This window comes from Nostoc sp. CMAA1605 (genome assembly GCF_021596505.1).
Lineage (GTDB): Bacteria > Cyanobacteriota > Cyanobacteriia > Cyanobacteriales > Nostocaceae > Trichormus.
Window position 1 is genome coordinate 46,872 of record NZ_PJIZ01000031.1, and the last position, 19,545, is coordinate 66,416.

General features: G+C 41.5%; 17 protein-coding genes, 1 pseudogene and 1 riboswitch. Of the genes and pseudogenes, 14 read left to right on the forward strand and 4 right to left on the reverse strand.

Annotated elements, in window-relative coordinates; genetic code table 11:
- Positions 1 to 75: 75 nt before the first annotated feature.
- Positions 76 to 801, reverse strand: coding sequence for a lysophospholipid acyltransferase family protein (locus CV014_RS13055; protein WP_236142426.1), 726 nt, complete (start codon positions 799 to 801; stop codon positions 76 to 78).
- A gap of 377 nt (positions 802 to 1,178) precedes the next feature.
- Between CV014_RS13055 and metG the strand changes: the two genes are divergently transcribed.
- The 4 genes from metG to CV014_RS13075 all read left to right on the forward strand — a co-directional run bounded on the left by metG (position 1,179) and on the right by CV014_RS13075 (position 4,976).
- Positions 1,179 to 2,765: a methionine--tRNA ligase gene (metG, locus tag CV014_RS13060; protein ID WP_236142427.1), complete on the forward strand. Its 1,587-nt coding sequence runs from the start codon at positions 1,179 to 1,181 to the stop codon at positions 2,763 to 2,765.
- Between the two features lie 170 nt (positions 2,766 to 2,935).
- Entirely contained in the window at positions 2,936 to 3,559 is a 624-nt protein-coding gene (locus CV014_RS13065; RefSeq protein WP_103139118.1) for a LabA-like NYN domain-containing protein, read from the forward strand.
- On the forward strand, positions 3,559 to 4,782 hold the full coding sequence (gene lptC, locus CV014_RS13070) for an LPS export ABC transporter periplasmic protein LptC (protein ID WP_236142428.1): 1,224 nt from the start codon (positions 3,559 to 3,561) through the stop codon (positions 4,780 to 4,782). Before CV014_RS13065 ends, lptC begins: the two co-directional genes overlap by 1 nt.
- 11 nt (positions 4,783 to 4,793) lie before the next feature.
- Complete coding sequence (locus CV014_RS13075) at positions 4,794 to 4,976, forward strand: hypothetical protein (protein ID WP_236142429.1); 183 nt, start codon at positions 4,794 to 4,796, stop codon at positions 4,974 to 4,976.
- Here CV014_RS13075 and CV014_RS13080 read toward each other — a convergent pair.
- Together CV014_RS13080 and bchD are read right to left on the reverse strand one after the other, a co-directional pair.
- Positions 4,935 to 6,254, reverse strand: a complete 1,320-nt coding sequence (locus tag CV014_RS13080; protein WP_236142430.1) for a D-alanyl-D-alanine carboxypeptidase — start codon at positions 6,252 to 6,254, stop codon at positions 4,935 to 4,937. The genes CV014_RS13075 and CV014_RS13080 overlap by 42 nt on opposite strands.
- A gap of 471 nt (positions 6,255 to 6,725) precedes the next feature.
- Positions 6,726 to 8,765: a magnesium chelatase ATPase subunit D gene (gene bchD, locus CV014_RS13085; RefSeq protein WP_236142431.1), complete on the reverse strand. Its 2,040-nt coding sequence runs from the start codon at positions 8,763 to 8,765 to the stop codon at positions 6,726 to 6,728.
- Positions 8,766 to 9,031: 266 nt separating this feature from the next.
- On the opposite strand from bchD, the gene CV014_RS13090 reads away from it, so the two are divergent.
- The 4 genes and pseudogenes from CV014_RS13090 (at position 9,032) to CV014_RS13105 (ending at position 12,031) form a co-directional block, all read left to right on the forward strand.
- Positions 9,032 to 9,622 (forward strand): Uma2 family endonuclease, encoded by a 591-nt coding sequence (locus tag CV014_RS13090; RefSeq protein WP_236142432.1) that lies wholly within the window; start codon positions 9,032 to 9,034, stop codon positions 9,620 to 9,622.
- Positions 9,623 to 10,059: 437 nt separating this feature from the next.
- Positions 10,060 to 10,857 (forward strand): NYN domain-containing protein, encoded by a 798-nt coding sequence (locus CV014_RS13095; protein ID WP_236142433.1) that lies wholly within the window; start codon positions 10,060 to 10,062, stop codon positions 10,855 to 10,857.
- A 126-nt stretch (positions 10,858 to 10,983) separates the two neighbouring features.
- On the forward strand, positions 10,984 to 11,670 hold the full coding sequence (rnc, locus tag CV014_RS13100) for a ribonuclease III (RefSeq protein WP_236142434.1): 687 nt from the start codon (positions 10,984 to 10,986) through the stop codon (positions 11,668 to 11,670).
- Positions 11,671 to 11,755: 85 nt separating this feature from the next.
- Positions 11,756 to 12,031: pseudogene (locus tag CV014_RS13105) on the forward strand (hypothetical protein).
- A gap of 7 nt (positions 12,032 to 12,038) precedes the next feature.
- Here the strand turns inward: CV014_RS13105 and CV014_RS13110 are convergent.
- Complete coding sequence (locus CV014_RS13110) at positions 12,039 to 13,244, reverse strand: sensor histidine kinase (RefSeq protein ID WP_236142435.1); 1,206 nt, start codon at positions 13,242 to 13,244, stop codon at positions 12,039 to 12,041.
- Positions 13,245 to 13,585: 341 nt separating this feature from the next.
- A riboswitch (cyclic di-AMP (ydaO/yuaA leader) is annotated at positions 13,586 to 13,775 on the forward strand.
- A gap of 100 nt (positions 13,776 to 13,875) precedes the next feature.
- Between CV014_RS13110 and ntrB the strand changes: the two genes are divergently transcribed.
- The 6 genes from ntrB to CV014_RS13140 all read left to right on the forward strand — a co-directional run.
- Entirely contained in the window at positions 13,876 to 14,727 is an 852-nt protein-coding gene (gene ntrB, locus CV014_RS13115) for a nitrate ABC transporter permease (protein ID WP_236142436.1), read from the forward strand.
- Between the two features lie 96 nt (positions 14,728 to 14,823).
- Positions 14,824 to 16,266 carry an ABC transporter substrate-binding protein gene (locus tag CV014_RS13120; RefSeq protein WP_236142437.1) on the forward strand — a complete coding sequence of 481 codons (1,443 nt, stop codon included), beginning with the start codon at positions 14,824 to 14,826 and terminating at the stop codon, positions 16,264 to 16,266.
- Between the two features lie 59 nt (positions 16,267 to 16,325).
- Positions 16,326 to 17,162: an ABC transporter ATP-binding protein gene (locus tag CV014_RS13125; RefSeq protein WP_236142438.1), complete on the forward strand. Its 837-nt coding sequence runs from the start codon at positions 16,326 to 16,328 to the stop codon at positions 17,160 to 17,162.
- Positions 17,163 to 17,278: 116 nt separating this feature from the next.
- Entirely contained in the window at positions 17,279 to 17,428 is a 150-nt protein-coding gene (locus CV014_RS30620; protein ID WP_236142439.1) for a hypothetical protein, read from the forward strand.
- Between the two features lie 273 nt (positions 17,429 to 17,701).
- Complete coding sequence (locus CV014_RS13135) at positions 17,702 to 18,340, forward strand: universal stress protein (protein ID WP_236142442.1); 639 nt, start codon at positions 17,702 to 17,704, stop codon at positions 18,338 to 18,340.
- Positions 18,341 to 18,675: 335 nt separating this feature from the next.
- Positions 18,676 to 19,545, forward strand: an 870-nt coding sequence (locus tag CV014_RS13140; RefSeq protein ID WP_329608385.1) for a thiamine pyrophosphate-binding protein, incomplete at its 3' end; no start/stop codon positions are given.

A 19,545-nucleotide genomic window follows, 5' to 3' on the forward strand; every position in this document is an offset into this window, starting at 1 on the left:
AGAAAATACCATTTAGGAAACCGGGGAAGAATTATCTATACTGGTGAATTAAAAACAACTCCCATGTTGATAATGTTAATAACAGCCTTGTAATAGTAAGTCGGCAATTTCATGGTGACAATATGTAGTTAGTTCAGCTACAACATTTTTAGCTTGTTTACCGTGATATTGATGTTGATGTTGAGAGGTAATCCAATAAGGACGACCGATTAACACAGCCACCCGATGATAAATAACCAGGGGATGCCAACCTGATTGATGAAACAGAGGTTCAGAAGGGTCAAACAGACTTAACAACCTCAAGGGAAAAGCGGCGGTGTTGACTTCTTCTAAAGAGGCGATCGCAATTGGTAAAACAGCTAAATCTGGCACATCGGCACGTAAAGCTAGGTGTGCGAAACCACGCCTAAATTCACCTACATGATTGGGTTGAGTGTACTTCACCATTGGGTTAGCACCTTCGGGAAATACTCCTACCATTTGTTGCTTTTTTAATAGCTGTTGGGACTGAGAAAAGAAGCTTTGCTGACGCTGTTGATTTTCTTCTAAAGGAAAGCAACCTAATTGTCCGGTAACAATCTCTCGCAAAATGGGTACTTCTCCCATGTAATGATGACAAGCAAAGCGAATCGGACTAGCTAATGCTGCCATTAATATCAGGGCATCCATAAAACTGCGATGATTGCTCACTATTAACAAACTAGCGTCTTTGGGGATGCGATCCTCATAATAGCGAAACATCTTTGTGGAAACAGTCGCTAAGAAAGATCGAGAAATGTCAAGAGGACTATGGAGACTCATAACTAATTTATGTCTTTTCGGGAAAATATCGCAGTTTATCTTGACTTAATTTTTACATTTCTTCACTAATACCATGACAGTCTTAAGGTAGAAATGTCCTATCCCCAAGAAGCAACAAAACTCAGCTATTTGCAGGTGTAAATTACATAGCAACACAGATGTAATAAAATTCATTGATCAAGATTGTTCTTAGTCAATTACCGTCTTTATCATCGAAATAAGTAATATTTCTATCAGTTAAAAAATCATGCCAAATGTAGGAAATTTGCTAATATTAAATTGAGGTTGGAAAAAAGGATAGTAATGTTATATAATTGCTTGGTTTTGCCTTGATAAGTAAAACATTAGACGATTTAATAATTTGATTTTTATTTTGCATGAATATAGTGGCTCAAACAGAAAAGACCTTTGCACTAACAACCCCGTTATATTATGTAAACGATGTACCCCACGTAGGTAGTGCTTACACAACTATGGCGGCGGATACCCTAGCGCGATTTTATCGCTTGCTAGGGCGGCAAGTGCTATTAATTACAGGTACAGATGAACACGGACAAAAAATTCAGCGTTCCGCAGAAACTCTAGGGAAAGCACCACAAGAGTTTTGCGATCAAATCTCTGCTAGCTTTTCTTCCTTATGGGACTTGCTCAACATTAGGTATGATCGCTTTATTCGCACCACCTCACCCCGCCACGAAGCAATTGTGCAGGAATTTTTTCAAAGAGTGTGGTCATCTGGCGATATTTATCAAGGGCAACAAAAAGGCTGGTATTGTGTATCTTGTGAAGAATTTAAAGAAGAGAGGGATTTATTAGAAGGCAATCGCTGTCCGATTCATACCAACAAAGAAGTTGAGTGGCGAGACGAACAAAACTATTTTTTCCGCTTATCTAAATATCAAACCCAGTTAGAAGAATTTTATCAAGCTCATCCTGATTTTATTCAACCAGAAAGTCGCCGTAATGAAGTTTTCAACTTCGTAGGCCAAGGTTTACAAGACTTTTCCATTTCCCGGATCAACGTGAGTTGGGGTTTTCCCGTACCTGCTGATCCCAAGCATACCTTGTATGTCTGGTTCGATGCTCTACTTGGTTATGTCACAGCACTGTTAGATGCTGATGACACACCCACCTTAGAAAATGCCCTAGCTAAATGGTGGCCGATTAACCTGCATTTAATTGGCAAAGATATTCTCCGCTTTCACGCCGTTTATTGGCCTGCCATGTTGATGTCGGCAAATCTACCTTTACCAGAAAAAGTTTTTGGTCATGGGTTTTTAACCAAAGATGGGCAAAAAATGGGTAAAAGTCTAGGTAACACTTTAGATCCCGTAGCATTATTACAACGCTATGGTAGTGATGCCGTTCGTTATTACTTCCTTAAGGAAATCGAATTTGGCAAAGATGGCGACTTTAATGAAATTAGATTCATTAATGTTTTAAATGCAGATTTGGCAAATGATTTAGGTAATTTGCTCAATCGCACCTTAAACATGGTGAAGAAATACTGTGCGGAAAACGCACTTGCAGTTAACCACCAAGCTATTGCGGCGGATAATCCTTTGCAAAATATCGGTGTCAATCTAGGAGAAAAAGTCAAACAAGCCTACGAATCACTAGCTTTCAATCAAGCTTGTGAAGCTGTGCTGTCATTGGTACAAGCCAGTAACAAGTACATTGATGATCAAGCACCTTGGACACTCTATAAACAAGGTAAACAGCAGGAAGTCGAAATTGTCCTCTATACAGTTCTAGAATCAGTCAGACTAGCAGCTTATTTGCTATCTCCAGTGATTCCCAATATTAGCAGTGAGATTTATCAGCAGTTAGGCTGGGAAGTTAACTTTAACGAACAAACACCCAGTTTTGCCACCCATGCCCAATGGGGGCTACTATCTAACCAACAAACTTTAGGAAAACCACAACCCATTTTCAAACGCATAGAACCACCAAAAAACGATTAGTTTTTTTAATTTTTGATTAATCACACACTAGTGCCATTTTTATTTTTTCGCAAAAATTAACGGGGCTAAACTTTACTTTTAGCCCTGGAAAGTTATCATAAACCCCTAGTATTCTCCACTTGAAAACTTCTATCAAAAATATCAAAGATAAAAATTGAGGTATGACAACAATGTTGAATAATTTGGAAAATGACTCGATATTTACCCCGGAACAGGTTTTAGAAAATCGAGGGCGTGTAGCTATCTTTATTGATGGCTCAAACTTATTTTATGCTGCATTGCAACTAGGAATTGAAATTGATTACACGAAACTGCTTTGTCGCTTAACGGGTGGTTCTCGGTTATTGCGGGCTTTTTTCTACACTGGTGTAGACCGCACCAACGAAAAACAACAGGGTTTTCTGTTGTGGATGCGGCGCAATGGCTATAGAGTCATCGCTAAAGACTTAGTACAGCTACCAGATGGCTCAAAAAAAGCTAATCTAGACGTAGAAATCGCCGTAGATATGATGGCTTTAGTAGATTCCTACGATACAGCCGTGTTAGTTAGCGGTGACGGGGATTTAGCTTATGCAGTTAATTCCGTCAGTTATCGTGGGGTTAGGGTGGAGGTTGTAAGTTTGCGTTCTATGACTAGTGATAGCTTAATTAATGTCAGCGATCGCTATATTGATTTAGAAGCTATCAAAGAAGACATACAAAAAACCCCCCGCCAAAGCTATCCCTATCGACCCTTATCGGGTATGGGATTTTTAGATGATCCCAGCGATGGACATTTAGAAATTCAAGATTAATGAAATATCAGCAAACACCGTTCCGAAAAAATGCAAGTTTAAATCAACAGGGGGGAATTCAAAAAACTTTCCCCCTATTCTGTTTCCTATCCAAATATGGTTTTTACCTTGCTATCAATCTTGTTTTAGTCCTGGGTTTAGTTGCCTGTACAAATAAAGTACCCAGGAATAGCCAACCAAATAATACTAGTTCACCTAATCAAGAGAGTAATTTAACATTCTTTGATGTCACCCTAGAACAAGCAGATGAAGATGGTAGACCAGTCTGGAGAGTGAAGGCTAAACAAGCCCAATATACCAAAGAAAAACAAATTGGTGAAGCAAAAAGCCCCTATGGAGAACTGTATCAAGATGGCAAGATAGTTTATCAAGTAACAGCTGAGAAAGCAGATATTGAACAAGATGGCAAACAACTGTTTTTGCGAGGAAAAATAGTCGCAACTGACCCCGTAAATGGGATTGTTTTACGAGGAAATGAATTAGAATGGCGACCCCAAGAAGATTTATTAATTATGCGTAACCAAATTAATGGTAATCATAAGCAATTACAAGCGGTTGCCCAAGAAGCTAAAGTTAAAACTCGTGAACAACGCATGGAATTATCTGGTGGTGTAGTTGCCAAATCAGTTGATCCCCAGACGCAAATGCGAACCGAACATTTAATTTGGCAGATTAAAGAAGAAAAATTAATTGGCGATCGCCCAGTCCAGATTGACCGTTATAAAAATAATCAAATCAGCGATCGCGCCAGAGGTAACGCCGCCGAATTCAACCTGAAAACCCAAGTAGCATTCCTACAAAAAAATGCCCAAATAGAGTTATTAGAACCGCCAATGCAGATTGCCAGTAACTCTATGATTTGGAACATGAAAGCAGAAAATGTGATTACAAATTCCCCTATACGCATCTTTCACAAAGTAGAAAAATTAACTGTTACTGCCAATCAAGGGGAAATGAAAATACCCCAAAAAATAGCGTATTTAACAGGCAACGTCAATGCTATTGGACAGCGTCGTCAAACCCTGAATGCTCAAAAAATGACTTGGTATTTAGAAAAAAAATTATTAGAAGCCCAAGGAAATGTAGCCTATCAACAAGCTAATCCCCCTGTTAATTTCAAGGGTGAAAAAGCCGTAGGTAATCTGCAAACTGAAAATATCGTCGTCAGTGGTGGTTCTGGAAATCGGGTAGTGACGGAAATTATTCCGAGAAGTAGGGAATAGGGGATTGGGGATTGGGGACTGGGGATTGGGGACTGGGGACTGGGTATGAGATTTTTCTTCCCCTGTGTTCCCCTACACCCTTACACCCTTACACCCCTACACCCTTATACCCCTACACCCTTACACCCCTACACCCTTATACCCCTAAATTCTTACCCCCGAAACACAATCTCATTCCGGCTAGTATTGCCTAAATCTGGTAGTGATTTAGCTGTATGCGGTGTTAAAGCATTGGGAACGCTGGGGGAGATTTCTAGTTGTTTGACTAGATTTTGTAGAAGTTTGTCTTGTTCTTGGCGGAAGGCGGAGATTTGTGGGCCGCGGTTAATGATGGCGAACCAAACTAAACCGCGATCGCGTGTGGGTACGACTCCAGCTAAAGCACTGACATCGCGCAAAGTACCTGTTTTCATCACAGTCGCCATTGGTAGGTGACGATGCTGCATTGTTCCTCGCTTATCGAAGCCAGAGGTGGGAAATAAATCAGCTAAATTCAGTTGATGATTTGCGGCTTCCTGTTGAATAGCCATTAACATCGCACAAGCAGCCCTGGGGGAAATGCGGTTTTCTGGCCCTAGTCCTGAACCATTAATTAACTGAATTTCTCCGTGGGGAACATTAGCAAATTCTGCGGCTTTAGTCTGTACTACTGTATGACCACCTACTGATTCTGCTAGCATTTGCGCCATTTCGTTGTTGCTATACACGTTCATTTCCTTGATTAATTGCTTCAAGGGTAGAGAACGATGACGCACTAAAAGAGTTTGTTGGGGGTTGGGTTGGGCGATAAATTTGACTTGACCAGCGATCGCCACTTGGGGTTTTGGTGTACCCTTGGGCATGATGGAGTGAATATAAATCGCTGGACGAGTCCAAGTTTTAGAATTGAGGGATTGCTTGAGCATTTGTCCCGCCAATAGGGGATGACGCTGGAAATTCATGGCAAAATTGCCAGTAATCACCAAATTGCCTTTAACTTGCTTAATCCCCATTTTATTGAGCGTATTACCCAAAGCGATCGCTTCTTCCCAAACAAACATGGGATCGCCACCACCATTAACAACTAAATCACCTTGTACAACACCTTTGACTATCGGCCCTGTAGAACTAATCATGGTATCAAATTGGTGTTCTGAACCAAAGGTTTTTAAAGTCACCAATGAAGTAGCAATCTTAGTGAGAGAAGCCGCAGGTAAAGGTGTTGTACCTTGATGATCAGCCATCAGCACAGGCCCCGACTGCATCCAAATTCCTTGGTTGGGGGTGAGATTTTGGGCGATCAGTTTAGATTTTAATAGTCCTTGCAAATATTGTTTAACAGTATTAGCCCCTGCTGGATTGGGATCGGGTGCAATTACTAAGCCAGGGCTACTTTGCCAAGTCAGCGCATCTAAGGCCTCTGAAGGCTTGACCTGAACCCCAGCCATCTCCAGCCAGAGTGACACCAAACCTGAACCCAACAATTCCAGCATGATTTAATCCTCTTAGGATGTAATAGAACACAACAATAAAGTTTCCTGTGCTAATATACGAGATTTTTGGTCTCAATCAGCATTGAGACATAATAACTCTTGTTTTTCCTATGTAGGATGTAGGTTAAAAATTAGATTCTCAGCACTGGATTTGCTGACGCGATCGCAGACATATTTGACTAAATTATAGAGAAGATTAGATAAACAGATTGAATCAATTCGCAATTCGCAATTCGCAATTCGCAATGGACTAACGTCCCGCTTCTCTACGAGACGCTACCGCGAACGCTAACGCAATGGGCTAATGCCCCACTTCTGTACGACGAGACGCTACCGCGTAGCTTGCTTTCACGTTCACGGTAGCGTTGCGTAGCAAAGTGGTACACAATTCGCTTTTTCCGTTTGATGACGGGGAAATCCAGCGATAACAGTTGCGGCTTGATAGAAGCCGGAGACTTAAACCCCTAAATTTTACCGAGATTTTAAATCAGCGATCGCGCCTTTGGTCATAGCGGCGATCGCTTTATCGGTGGCTTTGGGTAGGTGATAATATTTACCGCCTGCTGTTTGGGCTAGTTCTTTAGCAAAGCCAGTAGAGACAAATTTACTCTCAGTATCTATGACTAATAGCTGCATTCCCAAACCGCGAATTCTGGCAGCAATTTCGAGTAATTCCCCTTTAATGTCTGGTTTTTCTCCTGGTTCTTGGGGTTCACCTAGAGAGCGAGACAAAGGAATATTACCTCGTCCGTCAGTAATTGCCACAATCACGACTTGCCCAATATCACCACTCATTTGAGCGTTTAACCCAATGCGGACAGCTTGGGTAATACCATGTGCTAGGGGTGAACCACCGCCACAGGGTAATCTTTCCAAGCGGTTACGGGCTAAAGCAATGGAACGGGTGGGGGGTAGTAAGACTTCTGCTTGTTCTCCTCGGAAGGGAATCAATGCTACTTGGTCACGGTTTTGATAGGCTTCAGTTAATAGCTGCATCACCGCACCTTTAGCGGACTGCATCCGGTTCAAAGCCATCGACCCCGAAGCATCCACGACAAACACCACCAATGCCCCGGCTTTGCGGATGAGGCGTTTAGAGCGAATATCCCCTTGTTCGACAATAACTTTCTTTTCTGGGTGTCTTTCTCGTCGGGCTTTTTGGTAGGGTGCAGCCGCCCTTAAGGTCGCATCTACAGCAATGCGGCGGACTTTCCCTTTAGGTAACATCGGCTTGATGTAGCGTCCCCGGTCATCAGAGAAGATAATACTACGACTTCCAGATTTACCCTGACGTTGTGCCATTTGAGCAAAGTACAGCACACTGTCATCCATGATTACCCCTTCTGGGTCAAAGATAAATTCTTCTGGGATGCTGGGGGGTTCTTGTTCTTGGGGTTCGTCTGGTTGGTCTTCTTTGTCTTCTTCTTGATCTTCCTCTTGTTGGTCTTGTTCTGACTCGTCTTGGCTTTGTGGTGGTGGTGGGGGTGGTGGGGGTGGTTGGTCTGGTGGGGGTGTCTGCACCACAGTCGCCCGTGGGACAATCACTAATTCTACCGCCCGGCGCAAATCGTCAGCGTTGACTGTGGCTCGACCTTCTAAAGCCGCAGCCGCTTTCGCTACCCGCACCGCGAATAATTCTGCCCGATGTCCTTGGACACCACCACGAATGGCTTCATTGACTAAGTAAGCAATTTGTTCGCTGGTGATGGTGACTTCCTTCAACCATTCCCGCGCCAGGATAATTTGAGTTTTGAGCGCGTCGATATCTTCACTGTACTGTTGGAGGAAGTCTTGGGGTGATTTAGAATAACTGATCGCTTGCTCAACTGCTTGGACTCTTTGATCTAGACCGAGAACACCGTCAGCCGAAAGAGCGATCGCAATTCTATCTAATAAATGCTCTCGTAATGCTCCTTCTTCTGGGTTGTAGGTGGCGATAAACAGGGATTTGCATGGATGCTGAAAACTAATCCCTTCCCGTTCGATTTGGTTACGTCCTTCAGAAAGGACTGTTAATAGCTGGTTAGATATCTGGTCATCTAAAAGATTGATTTCATCTACATACAGCACACCCCGGTTAGCTGTGGCGAGTAACCCAGGCTGAAATACTGTATCTCCTTGCTTCACTGATTTTTCCACATCCACAGAACCCAGGAGACGGTCTTCCGTGACACCCAGGGGAATCTGCACAAACGGCGCAGGAATAATTTGCGTTGGGACATCCTGAATATCTTTATCGGCGCACTCAGCCAACAGATAATCATCCCATTCTTCTGGGTGGTTGGGTTCGCAGTTGCTAACTGAACCGGTGACAACTTCAATCGGTGGTAACAAAGCGTGAATAGCACGCGCCATTACTGATTTTGCCGTACCGCGACGACCTGCGATCGCTACTCCTCCCAACCCAGGATCGACTGCTGCTAATAATAAAGCAAGTTTAATGGCTTCTTGACCGACTACAGCCGTCAAGGGAAATGAAGTAATTGTCGGGTTGATAGTAGGCGCAGGCATGGTTTACAGATAGGGGACTGGGGATTGGGGACTAGGGATTGGGAATGGGGAATAGGGCATAGGGAATGGGGCATTGGATTTTCATTCTCCTGCATTCACTACTCAACACTCAGCACCGACTAAACGCCGCGCTACCGCTAACAGCACTCAGCACTCAGCACTCAGCACTCTTAACCTAGTCTTGGTTTTTAGCATATCAATTTCTGGCTCATTTAGAATAAGGGTTATAAGAATATGGTTTGTGTATTACTCTGGGGGCAAAATTTATGAGTATCGCTCAAACTAAACGCTTCACATTAGATGAGTACCACAGACTCATAGAATTGGGCTTTCTCCATGAGGATGACCACATCCAATTAATTAAGGGGGAACTGATTCAAATGGTATCTAAGGGTACAGCCCATGAAACTTGCTTAAGAAAGTTATTAAAAGAACTGCCAAAAGTCATAGGCGATAGAGCTACTTTGCAATCCCAAGCCCCTATTACTTTACCGCCTAACAGCGAACCCGAACCGGATTTTGCTATTGTGCAGAACCGCCTTGATGATTATTTTTATGCTCATCCTAGCCCTGCTGATGTTTTGTTAGTGATGGAAGTAGCAGATTCGTCTTTAAGTTATGACCAAGATGTGAAACTACCTCTCTATGCTCAAGCAGGTATTTCTGACTATTGGATATTTAATTTATTTGACAATCATTTGGAATGTTACAGTGAACCCTATCAAGATATTCAAGGGAAATACGGTTATTCAACTAAGCGAATTTTCCTGCCCAATCAAGTAATTTATTTTCCTTGTTTTCCCGATTTATCTATCGATTTAAATAAGATATTTCCTGAAAATATAAATTTTCAATGAGCTATAGTGACTTTAAACTTACTCGTATGCGGTGGTACTTTTTTTGTCAAACAATATCTTGACATCCAGAATTGGTTGTGCAATTCTATACTTAAGACAGCAAAATAACTCCCACGTAAAGTTTCTAGCTTTTGATGTTGTCTCAGCAGCATAACTCTTAGTTTCCTCCCAAGCTTTGAGCTATCCTTTCTCTTGAATACTTATTCAACTTAATTTTGAGCAAATGGTTGAACTAAATGCTCATGAGAGAGGATAATTCAAAGCTCGGTAGGAATCATAGAGTTCTACTGCTGAGACTAGAATCAAAGGAAATTATCTAAAACGTGCAGAATCAAGCAAATAAATACTGTCTATATAATCCTTGCACAGTATTCCTTTGCCTGATGTGTGGTTTGTCTGCTGTCCAGTAAACAAAATGAAAATCTGGGCAAAATACCATGAAAATTATTCATAAAATCTCAAATATACAAACTACCCCAGGAAAACCTGTAGTAGCTTTATACTGGGACTATCAGAATGTTAAATTATCTCTAGAAACTGCTAAGGTTTTACTAGAAATTGCTAACTCAAAAGGAATTTTAGTTCGCAAAAACATCTACTACAATTCTAAGTGTAACAACCAAATTGGTGTAAAAAAAGAGCTTGCTAGTCTAAATTTGGATTATCGTGATGTTCCCTGCCCTCTAAAAAACAGTGCAGATAATCAATTAATAGCAGATTGCTTAGAGGATATTGACAGCGTTGACAGTGAACAATCTCCAGATGTAGTTATCCTGGTTTCAGGAGATGGAGATTATGTAAAATTAGTTAGACATCTCAAAAAATTGAATTTACAAGTAATAATTTTTGCTCAAACAGGTAATGTAAAACAAAAATTGATAGAAGTTGCTGATCAATTTTACTTCACCGATGAATTAATTCCTCTATTACAGACAAATGGTCAACATCAAAACACTTCTTTTCACCTCTCAATCACTTATAATGAAGGTATCAAGCACTTAACTCAAGCAATCAAAATACTATTGCAGCAAGAGAAGAAAACAACATTTTCATCTATTGACCAATTGATGCGTAAGCTTTGTGATCACTATCAGGGATTTTCCTCTATTTGTAAACCTGATGGAACGAAGTTTAAAAACTTTAGTCAATTTGTTGATGCTGCCGTCAAGGATGGTAAAGTACAAAAACACAATCAACAATTGTTTCTAATTGATTTAGAAGTAATTGCTGCCTAAAAAATTTTTGTTCCTAGTTTATTATCTCAAATTGATTTCACAAAAACCGCCATTACTGCGGTTTTTTCATGTTAAAAGACATAGCGTTTCTCCATTTCCCAACATTAATTACTGCAACAAGAAAAAATGCACAAACTTCTAACATTTCATGACGAAAAACTTTTACGTCGCGCACTGACTCATCGTTCCTATGTTCATGAAAATCCAGGTGAAGGCGAACATAATGAACGCCTAGAATTTCTTGGTGATGCGGTGCTGAATTTCTTAAGTGGTGAATATCTTTATAGCCGTCACCCCGAAAAAGGAGAAGATGAATTAACAAGGCGACGTTCCGCATTAGTCGATGAAAAACAATTAGCTAAATTTGCTCTGGAAGTCGGCTTAGATTTTAGGATGCGCTTAGGTAGAGGAGCAATTCGTGATGGCGGTTATCAAAATCCTAATTTACTTAGTAGTACATTTGAGGCGGTAATTGGTGCTTATTATTTAGATAATGAATCTAATATTGAAGCAGTGCGAGCTATTATTGAACCATTATTTGATGCTGTACCTGAACAAATTGTAGTATCTCGCTCAAATGTAGATTCCAAAAATCGCTTTCAAGAATGGGTACAGCGCAATATTGGCCCGACTACTCCTAACTATGTAACAACACAAATAGGTGGTTTATCTCACGCACCAGAATTTAAAGCTGAGGTTTATGTGGGAGATAAAAAGTACGGGGAAGCGGTGGGACGAAATAAAAAAGAAGCAGAAAAAGCGGCGGCTGAAGATGCTTTAGCTAAGTTGAAAAAACAAGGCTTGTTGTCATAAATACACATCATTTACGAGAAATGAATGTAAGAATAAAACTCTCAATACTACAATAGTAGAAACAACAAAATTAGGTGTAATTCTTATGCAGGCTATTTTCTGGAGTGTGGAAGAAGTAGCAAGCAGGGCTAAACATTTTTACGACAACGGTATTCGTCAGAATGTTGAGCATGAAGACAATATTGCTAAGATGATTGTCATTGACGCAGAAACTGGCGAATATGGTATTGATTCTACTGGTGTAGAAACAGCATTGAGGTTAAAATAAAAGAATCCAAATGCGAGGCTGTTTACTATCAGAATTGGCTATGATGTGGCAGTTAGTTTTAATACTGTCACAACAACGGTTTACTGTCTTTAGAAAAGCTCTAATTATTCTCTAGTTTTTTGCTGATATCCAATGGTAAAGTTACTGTGAAAGTAGAGCCAACACCTTCTTGAGACACTAAATTAATTTCTCCTTGCAATAGTTTGACTAAACGCGCCACTATTGCTAAACCTAAGCCTGTACTATCAGGAAGCCGAGGACGTTCTTCAGAGTTAACACGAAAATAAGGCTCAAATATTTGGTATTGGTCTTTTGGTGCAATACCAATACCAGTATCGGCAACTGCGATCGCCCACTTTTGACTATCCAGCACCTCACACTTTATACTAATAGTGCCGGAGTCTGTGTAACGGATGGCATTACTCACAAGATTTGTGACAATCTGTTGTAATTGAAAGCCATCTGTGATTATCTCTGGCGGTAGGCGATCGCTATCAACTATAATTTTTAAATTCTTCTCTTCTGCTAGCGGTTCTAGCATCTCACAGACATTACTAATTAATTCCTGCACATTAATAGATGCTGTTTGGAGTTGGAGTTTACCAGCTTCAAATCTTGACAGTTCTAAGACATTGTTAATTAATCTTAACAAATGTCTACCATTGCGGAGTACACGTTCAATATGATCTAAATTGACATAATTATCTTTTGTCGTACCCTGTCGTCTTTGTTGTCTTAAAAATAAATCTGAGTAACCAATAATTGCTGTTAGGGGATGTTTAAGCTCATGTGCTAATTCTGATAGGTTGTCTTGATTAGCATTAATTAAGCGTGTCAGTTCTTCATTGTGCAGCGTCAGAGAAGCTTGTAAACTCTGTAATTCCCGTAAGCGTTCTCCTACATAACTATTAAAACACCGTGCGATCGCTTCATCAATCACCGCATCAATTAACCGCATATAACGAATAATTTCTACTGGTGTACCCTGCGATAACTCACCCTCTATCGTATCAAATATGACTGTTCGTAGTAGACAATATTCACGCGCGATTTCGGACGGATCAAAGCCTTGTTCAGCGCGTAATAGTCCATGCTGCCAACTAGCCGTGACGATGGATTTAATATCACCCTCCTGAGAAGGTGATAAAACGGTGATCATTGCCTGAAAAATGTCAGGAATATGATTTTTAATCGCTGTGTAAGATAAATCATCAGCACTTTCTATGTGGCGATCATTACGAACTTTGAGAATCCATTTTTCGATGATCTTATGCGTATTTTCAGCCAGTAATTGACTAAAATCCATGCTTTTAAAATCGGCTAGGTGATAGAGGAATCAATTCTATATGTAATTAGTGTAACGAGTGTAGTGACAATTATATAAATCCGCGAAAAATTTCATCTATCACTTGAAATATATTATTAAGCTTCCAATTCTAGCCCATCCTTTCACAATACAACCATCGATTCTAGATAATTACTCACATAAATTGTAGAATTTCTGGGGAAATCCTCTGAAACTCTTATTTACACACTGATATTGACTAAAATAATCAAAACTCTGAGCATTTTAATAAATAACATTTATGATTCAGAAGTTGCTTATACTTAAAAAAGATGATACAATTTTGTCACTAATATCTATATTGAGTAAGTCAGCCTAATCCAACTAAAAATCATAATCAAGTTGGAACGGAGGAACCACTTTTGGGGCGTATCTTGCAGAAAGTAATTACCTAAGAGTTACAAATTTTTAGATAACTCCATACTCTCTCAAGAGGGGCAACTCTCAGCCCTAGCCCGTCAGCTAACTTCGTAGGCATTGAGAGGAGACTGAAGAGACAGCATTTTATTAATGTTTAGCTCTCATCAGTGTCCGAGGCTGGTACTGCTCGGCTTTTTTTGTACCTGCACTTAACTCTGTTGAGGTTGCGTCTATGATACTGCAATTAAATTTGGCAGCTATTTTAGCTGTTGCCAGTCAAGCTGTCTGGAAAAAGACTAAACCTGTAATTATGAGGGATGTAGTATTACTACCCATTATAGGTTTTTTAGGGATTATATTACTGTGGTGGGTGATTGCATTAGCAAATCATGAGTTAATGCCCACACCACCAGAAGCTCTAGTCGCCAACTTAGACTACATCCTCAACCCTTTCTATCAAAGAGGCCCCGGTAACTTAGGCATTGGTTGGTTACTGATAGCCAGCTTACGCCGTGTACTCATAGGCTTTGCCCTGGGTGCAGTAGTGGCAATTCCTCTAGGATTTTTAATTGGGATGTCTAGACCTGCCATGCTAGCACTCAATCCCATCATTCAAATTTTCAAACCCGTATCACCACTAGCTTGGCTACCCATAGCCCTCGCCATCTTTAACCTAGCCGATCCTTCGGCAATTTTCGTAATTTTCATCACCTCCCTATGGCCGACCATTATTAACACAGCCTTGGGAGTCGCCAGCGTCCCCAAAGATTATATAGATGTCGCCCAAGTTTTAGAAATGCCCCAATGGCGACGCATCACCAAAATTATCTGGCCTGCCAGTTTACCCTACATTTTCACAGGTCTGAGAATCAGCTTAGGAATTGCGTGGCTGGTCATCGTTGCAGTAGAAATGCTCACTGGTGGTGTTGGGATAGGCTTTTTCGTCTGGGATGAATGGAGTCGTTTAAACCTGAGTTCAGTATTTCTGGCGGTATTCGTCATCGGTTTAACTGGACTCATCCTAGACTTTGCCGTCGGCAAACTGCAAGAACTAGTCACCCATCGTCCGATAGTCTCTAAGTAAAAGAGAAGAGGCGAACTTTTCATAACACTCAATAGACGCAGATTTTCTGTGCGCCTCTGCACTTGTGCGTGAGCTAATTAAATTATTCAACGCCGCATGAATAACTCTAACTGGACAAGACGAGATTTTATTAAAGGTATAGGTGCCACTACCGCAGGTATGACACTTTCCTCTTGTGCTGTATCAGCAGATAAATCAGCCAAAGGACTAACGGAGGAAGCCCTAGCAGTACGACCAGTAGTTAGACCCCAAGACCTAGAAAAACCAGACTTAATTGTCGGATACGTTCCTGTTAATGATTGTGCGCCATTTGCGATCGCCTGGAAAAAAGGCTTTTTTCGCAAATATGGTTTAAACGTCCAGCTCAACCGTGAAGCTAGTTGGGCTAACTCCCGTGATGGTTTAATCTTTGGTCGCCTAGATGCGTCCCCCGTCGTTTCTGGTGCAGTCACCAACGCCCGCATCGGTGCAGAAGGCGCACGCCACGCCCCCTTGTGTGCAGCCATGACCATTCATCGCCACGGTAATGCCATGACCATGAACAAAGCCATGTGGGATTTTGGTTTGCGTCCTTGGTATGAATATCAACAACAATATGGCGATGGTGCGTTAGAAGCCTTTGGTAGAGATTTTCGTAACTACTTCGACAAACAAACACCAGAAAATAAAGTCTGGGCTGTCGTTTTAAGTTCCGCAATTTACGAATACTTTGTGCGTTATGTATCGGCAGCGGCTGGCGTTGATCCTCTCAAAGAGTTCCGCGTCATCATAGTTCCACCACCCCAAATGGTCACAAATGTACGCATAGGAGCTATGCAAGCCTACATGGTAGCCGAACCTTGGAACACTAGAGCCATTAAAGGTAACGAAGGTATTGGTTTCACCTTTGCTCAAGGAAAAGAAGTCTGGTTAGGACACCCAGATAGATTATTAGGGGTGATGGAATCTTTTATTGTCAACTATCCCAAAACCTATCGTTCTCTAGTCAAAGCCATGATAGAAGCTTGCCAGTATTGTAGCAAGCCCGAACACCGCCAAGAAATCGCCGAATTAATTACAGATCGTTCCTTTACAGGTGCAAAACCCAAAAATCCCAATGCACCAATAACTAAATTTACCGCACCTGGAATTCTGGGGAATTACAACTATGGTGGTTTTGATGGTCAAGACCGCACCATCAACGCCCCAGATACAACTATTTTCTTTGATATTCCTGACAATCTACCCAAAGTACCTGGTGAACACTCGACATTTTTATGGAGATCCAGAAGTCTTTGGTTAATGACTCAAGCTGCCCGGTGGGGGCAAATCAGAGAATTTCCTAAAGATGCCGAGAAATTAGCCGAGCAAGGCTGGCGAGCCGATTTATATCGAGACATAGCTAGTGAAATGGGTATTGAATGTCCCCAAGACGACTATAAAGTCGAACCGCCAGAAGTGTTTATCGATAAAAAGGGTTTTGACCCTAGTAACCCTGTGAGTTATTTAAATAGCTTTGCTATTAGAGCCAACGCACCAACTAGATTTTTTATGTCTTGAAATTAGGTAACAGTCAATAGTCAACAGTCAACAGTTAACAATCAATAGGAATAATTGACATGAAATCTACACCTTTAACCGTCAAGGCTCATCAACCACCTATGTCCAGACCTAACTTTTTAGAAATCGAAAATTTAGTGAAGTCTTATCCGACACCAGATAAGGGTAACTTTATCGTACTTAATGATGTGAATTTGACCATTGGTGAAGATGAATTTATTTCTGTCATCGGACATTCCGGTTGCGGTAAATCTACTTTGTTAAAAATTGTAGCGGGGTTAGAAAAACTCACCTCCGGCTCTGTACGCCTTGATGGTAAAGAGATTCGCAAGCCTGGGGCAGAAAGAATGATGATATTTCAAAACTATTCTTTGTTACCTTGGTTAACAGTTAGAGAGAATATTCGCCTAGCTGTCGATGAAGTGTTAAAAAATGCTAATCGGGCTGAAAAAATTAGCATTGTGAACGAACACTTGGCAATGGTAAACTTAACGGCGGCAGCAGACAAATATCCTGATGAAATTTCTGGAGGTATGAAACAACGAGTGGGCATTGCCAGAGCCTTAGCAATTCGTCCAAAAATGTTACTCATGGATGAACCTTTTGGTGCATTAGATGCTCTAACTAGAGGTAAATTGCAAAGGCAAGTTTTAGATATTTGGGAAAGTAATCGGCAAGCAGTGATGATGATTACTCACGATGTTGATGAGGCTATTTATATGTCCGATCGCATCGTATTAATGACTAACGGGCCAGCCGCTACCATTGGGGAAATCTTAGAAGTACCCTTTCCCCATCCACGCGATCGCGCTGCTATCCGTAACTCTAAAGAATACTTTGAAATCCGCAATCACGCACTCAACTTTCTCGATCAATATTTTGCTCACGAAGAATAAAGTGATTTATGATTTCTGTAGTGGGTCGCCTAATTCAAATTAAGTTAACCAAAATTTGAAGCGGAGGAACCAAATTATGGGGCGCATCTTAAATATATAGAGTGAAGCATCTGCGAGTGTCACTAAGGGAGCAACTAACCACTCAACATCGGCTAAAAGCCACGCTACCCCTCACACCATTTCACGAAAAACCTGATACAGATGTAAACCCTGAAAGTTTTGCTGCATCTAAGTTTTTTAATTGCGTTAGCGTAGCGGGACGTTAGTCCATTGCGAATTGCGTTAGCGTAGCGGGACGAAGTCCATTGCGAATTGTGAATTGGTATAACACCGCGTCACACTCATAAGAAAGACACCTTCCAGTCTTAGCCCGTCAGCTAACTCCGTCGGCAATGGAAGGAACCCCCAAAACTTTGGCTTTATTACCAGTTGTTATTGGGGATTCCTAGCGGATAAATCTGGATTTATTCGTGTTAACCCTACTTCTCATTCATTGTTAGTTAAGTTTAGGAGAAGTCAAAGCTGTGAACATCAAGCCAATGTTAGCCCGGTTGCAAAGTGCGATGGGTCGGGACGATATCATCGAGCAAATCTTATTACTTCCCGAACCAAAGCCAGCTTTTCCTGAGCAGTCCTCAATCAATAGAACCATAAACTTAATTGTGGGTTATGATGCTTCTCCTAGTAGCCATACCGCATTAGACATAGCTTTTTGGATGGCACATCAAACCCGATTAGCAGCTAATCAAGAAGTGGTAGTCCAAGCTGTTTATGTCGTAGAAGACGGCTATAGTGAGGCAACATCTCATCCACTGAAGCTGAATAGAAAGTTACCAAACTTTGCGTCTTCCGTCAGTGAAATATCCAAATCGCACACATCTATATTAATACACCCAACTGCGCGGGAAACTGTATCCAATGTACAACAAAAGACACTAAACACCATCCAAGAAGCCGATAGAATTCTGTGGCAAGCTAGAAGCCTAGCAGAAGAATGGCAAGGTTCTTTTAAATCACATCTACGCTTTGGTAATCTCAGTCAAGAACTGAAAACGGTAGTAGAAATTGAATCGGCTGACATCTTATTCTTAGGGTGTAAATCTATTTATCACCCCCTCATTCAACAGATAAGCCCTAATTTCCCCTGTGCTGTCGTAGGTATTCCTAATAGTTTATAGGGCATTGGGCATTGGGCATTGGGCATTGGGCATTGGGAAAAACAATCTACCTGAGCAATAATTCATGTTTGTAACCCCTATACCCTTACACCCCTAAACCCCTACACCCTTTTTAATCTTGCTAAGTCAGGAAAAATTAACCAATATGACCTGCTTCAGTTCTACACTAGAAGCATGAGTCATCTTGTACAGGCAGGCTCGTACACGATCTTCGTGCTTTAGCTACATCCTCAAGATATAATTTTCAGTCATAACTTGGTTGAAATTTTCAACTAAAATTGAAATATTAAATACAGAAATTTCGTATTAACTTAGCTATCCTCTGAGGTTTGATCGTGACTGTGAGCTTGCCTTCCCCGACTAGTCCCTCACAAACAGAGCAACATACCCAATCTGTCAGCTCTATATCATCAGATGTGTTCCCAAAACGGGTCACTGGTGGTTCTGCACTACTGGATAGTCTCCTGCGCCACGGTGTCGAATATATCTTCGGCTACCCTGGTGGGGCAATTCTACCGATTTATGATGACCTGTACAAAGTAGAAGCAACTGGCAGTATTAAGCATATTCTCGTGAGGCACGAACAGGGAGCGGCTCATGCTGCTGATGGTTATGCCCGCGCCACTGGTAAAGTTGGTGTGTGCTTCGGTACTTCCGGCCCTGGCGCAACTAACTTAGTCACAGGTATTGCGACAGCTTACATGGATTCGATTCCGATGGTGATTGTCACCGGACAAGTACCACGGAAAATGATTGGTACGGATGCTTTCCAAGAGACAGACATCTACGGTATCACTCTACCAATAGTAAAACACTCCTATGTAGTGCGTGACCCAGCCGATATGGCGCGCATTGTAGCTGAGGCATTTCACATTGCTAGTACCGGTCGTCCTGGCCCAGTGTTAATTGATGTCCCGAAAGATGTAGCGTTTGAGGAATTTGATTATATACCTGTAGAACCAGGGACAGTCAAACTACCTGGATATCGTCCCACCGTTAAGGGAAATCCCCGCCAAATCAACGCCGCCATTCAGTTAATTCAAGAAAGCCGTCGTCCTTTACTGTACGTCGGTGGTGGTGCGATCGCATCTAATGCCCACACAGAAATTCAAGAATTAGCAGAATTATGCCAAATCCCCGTCACAACCACATTGATGGGTATCGGTGCTTTTGACGAACATCACCCCCTATCCTTGGGATGTTGG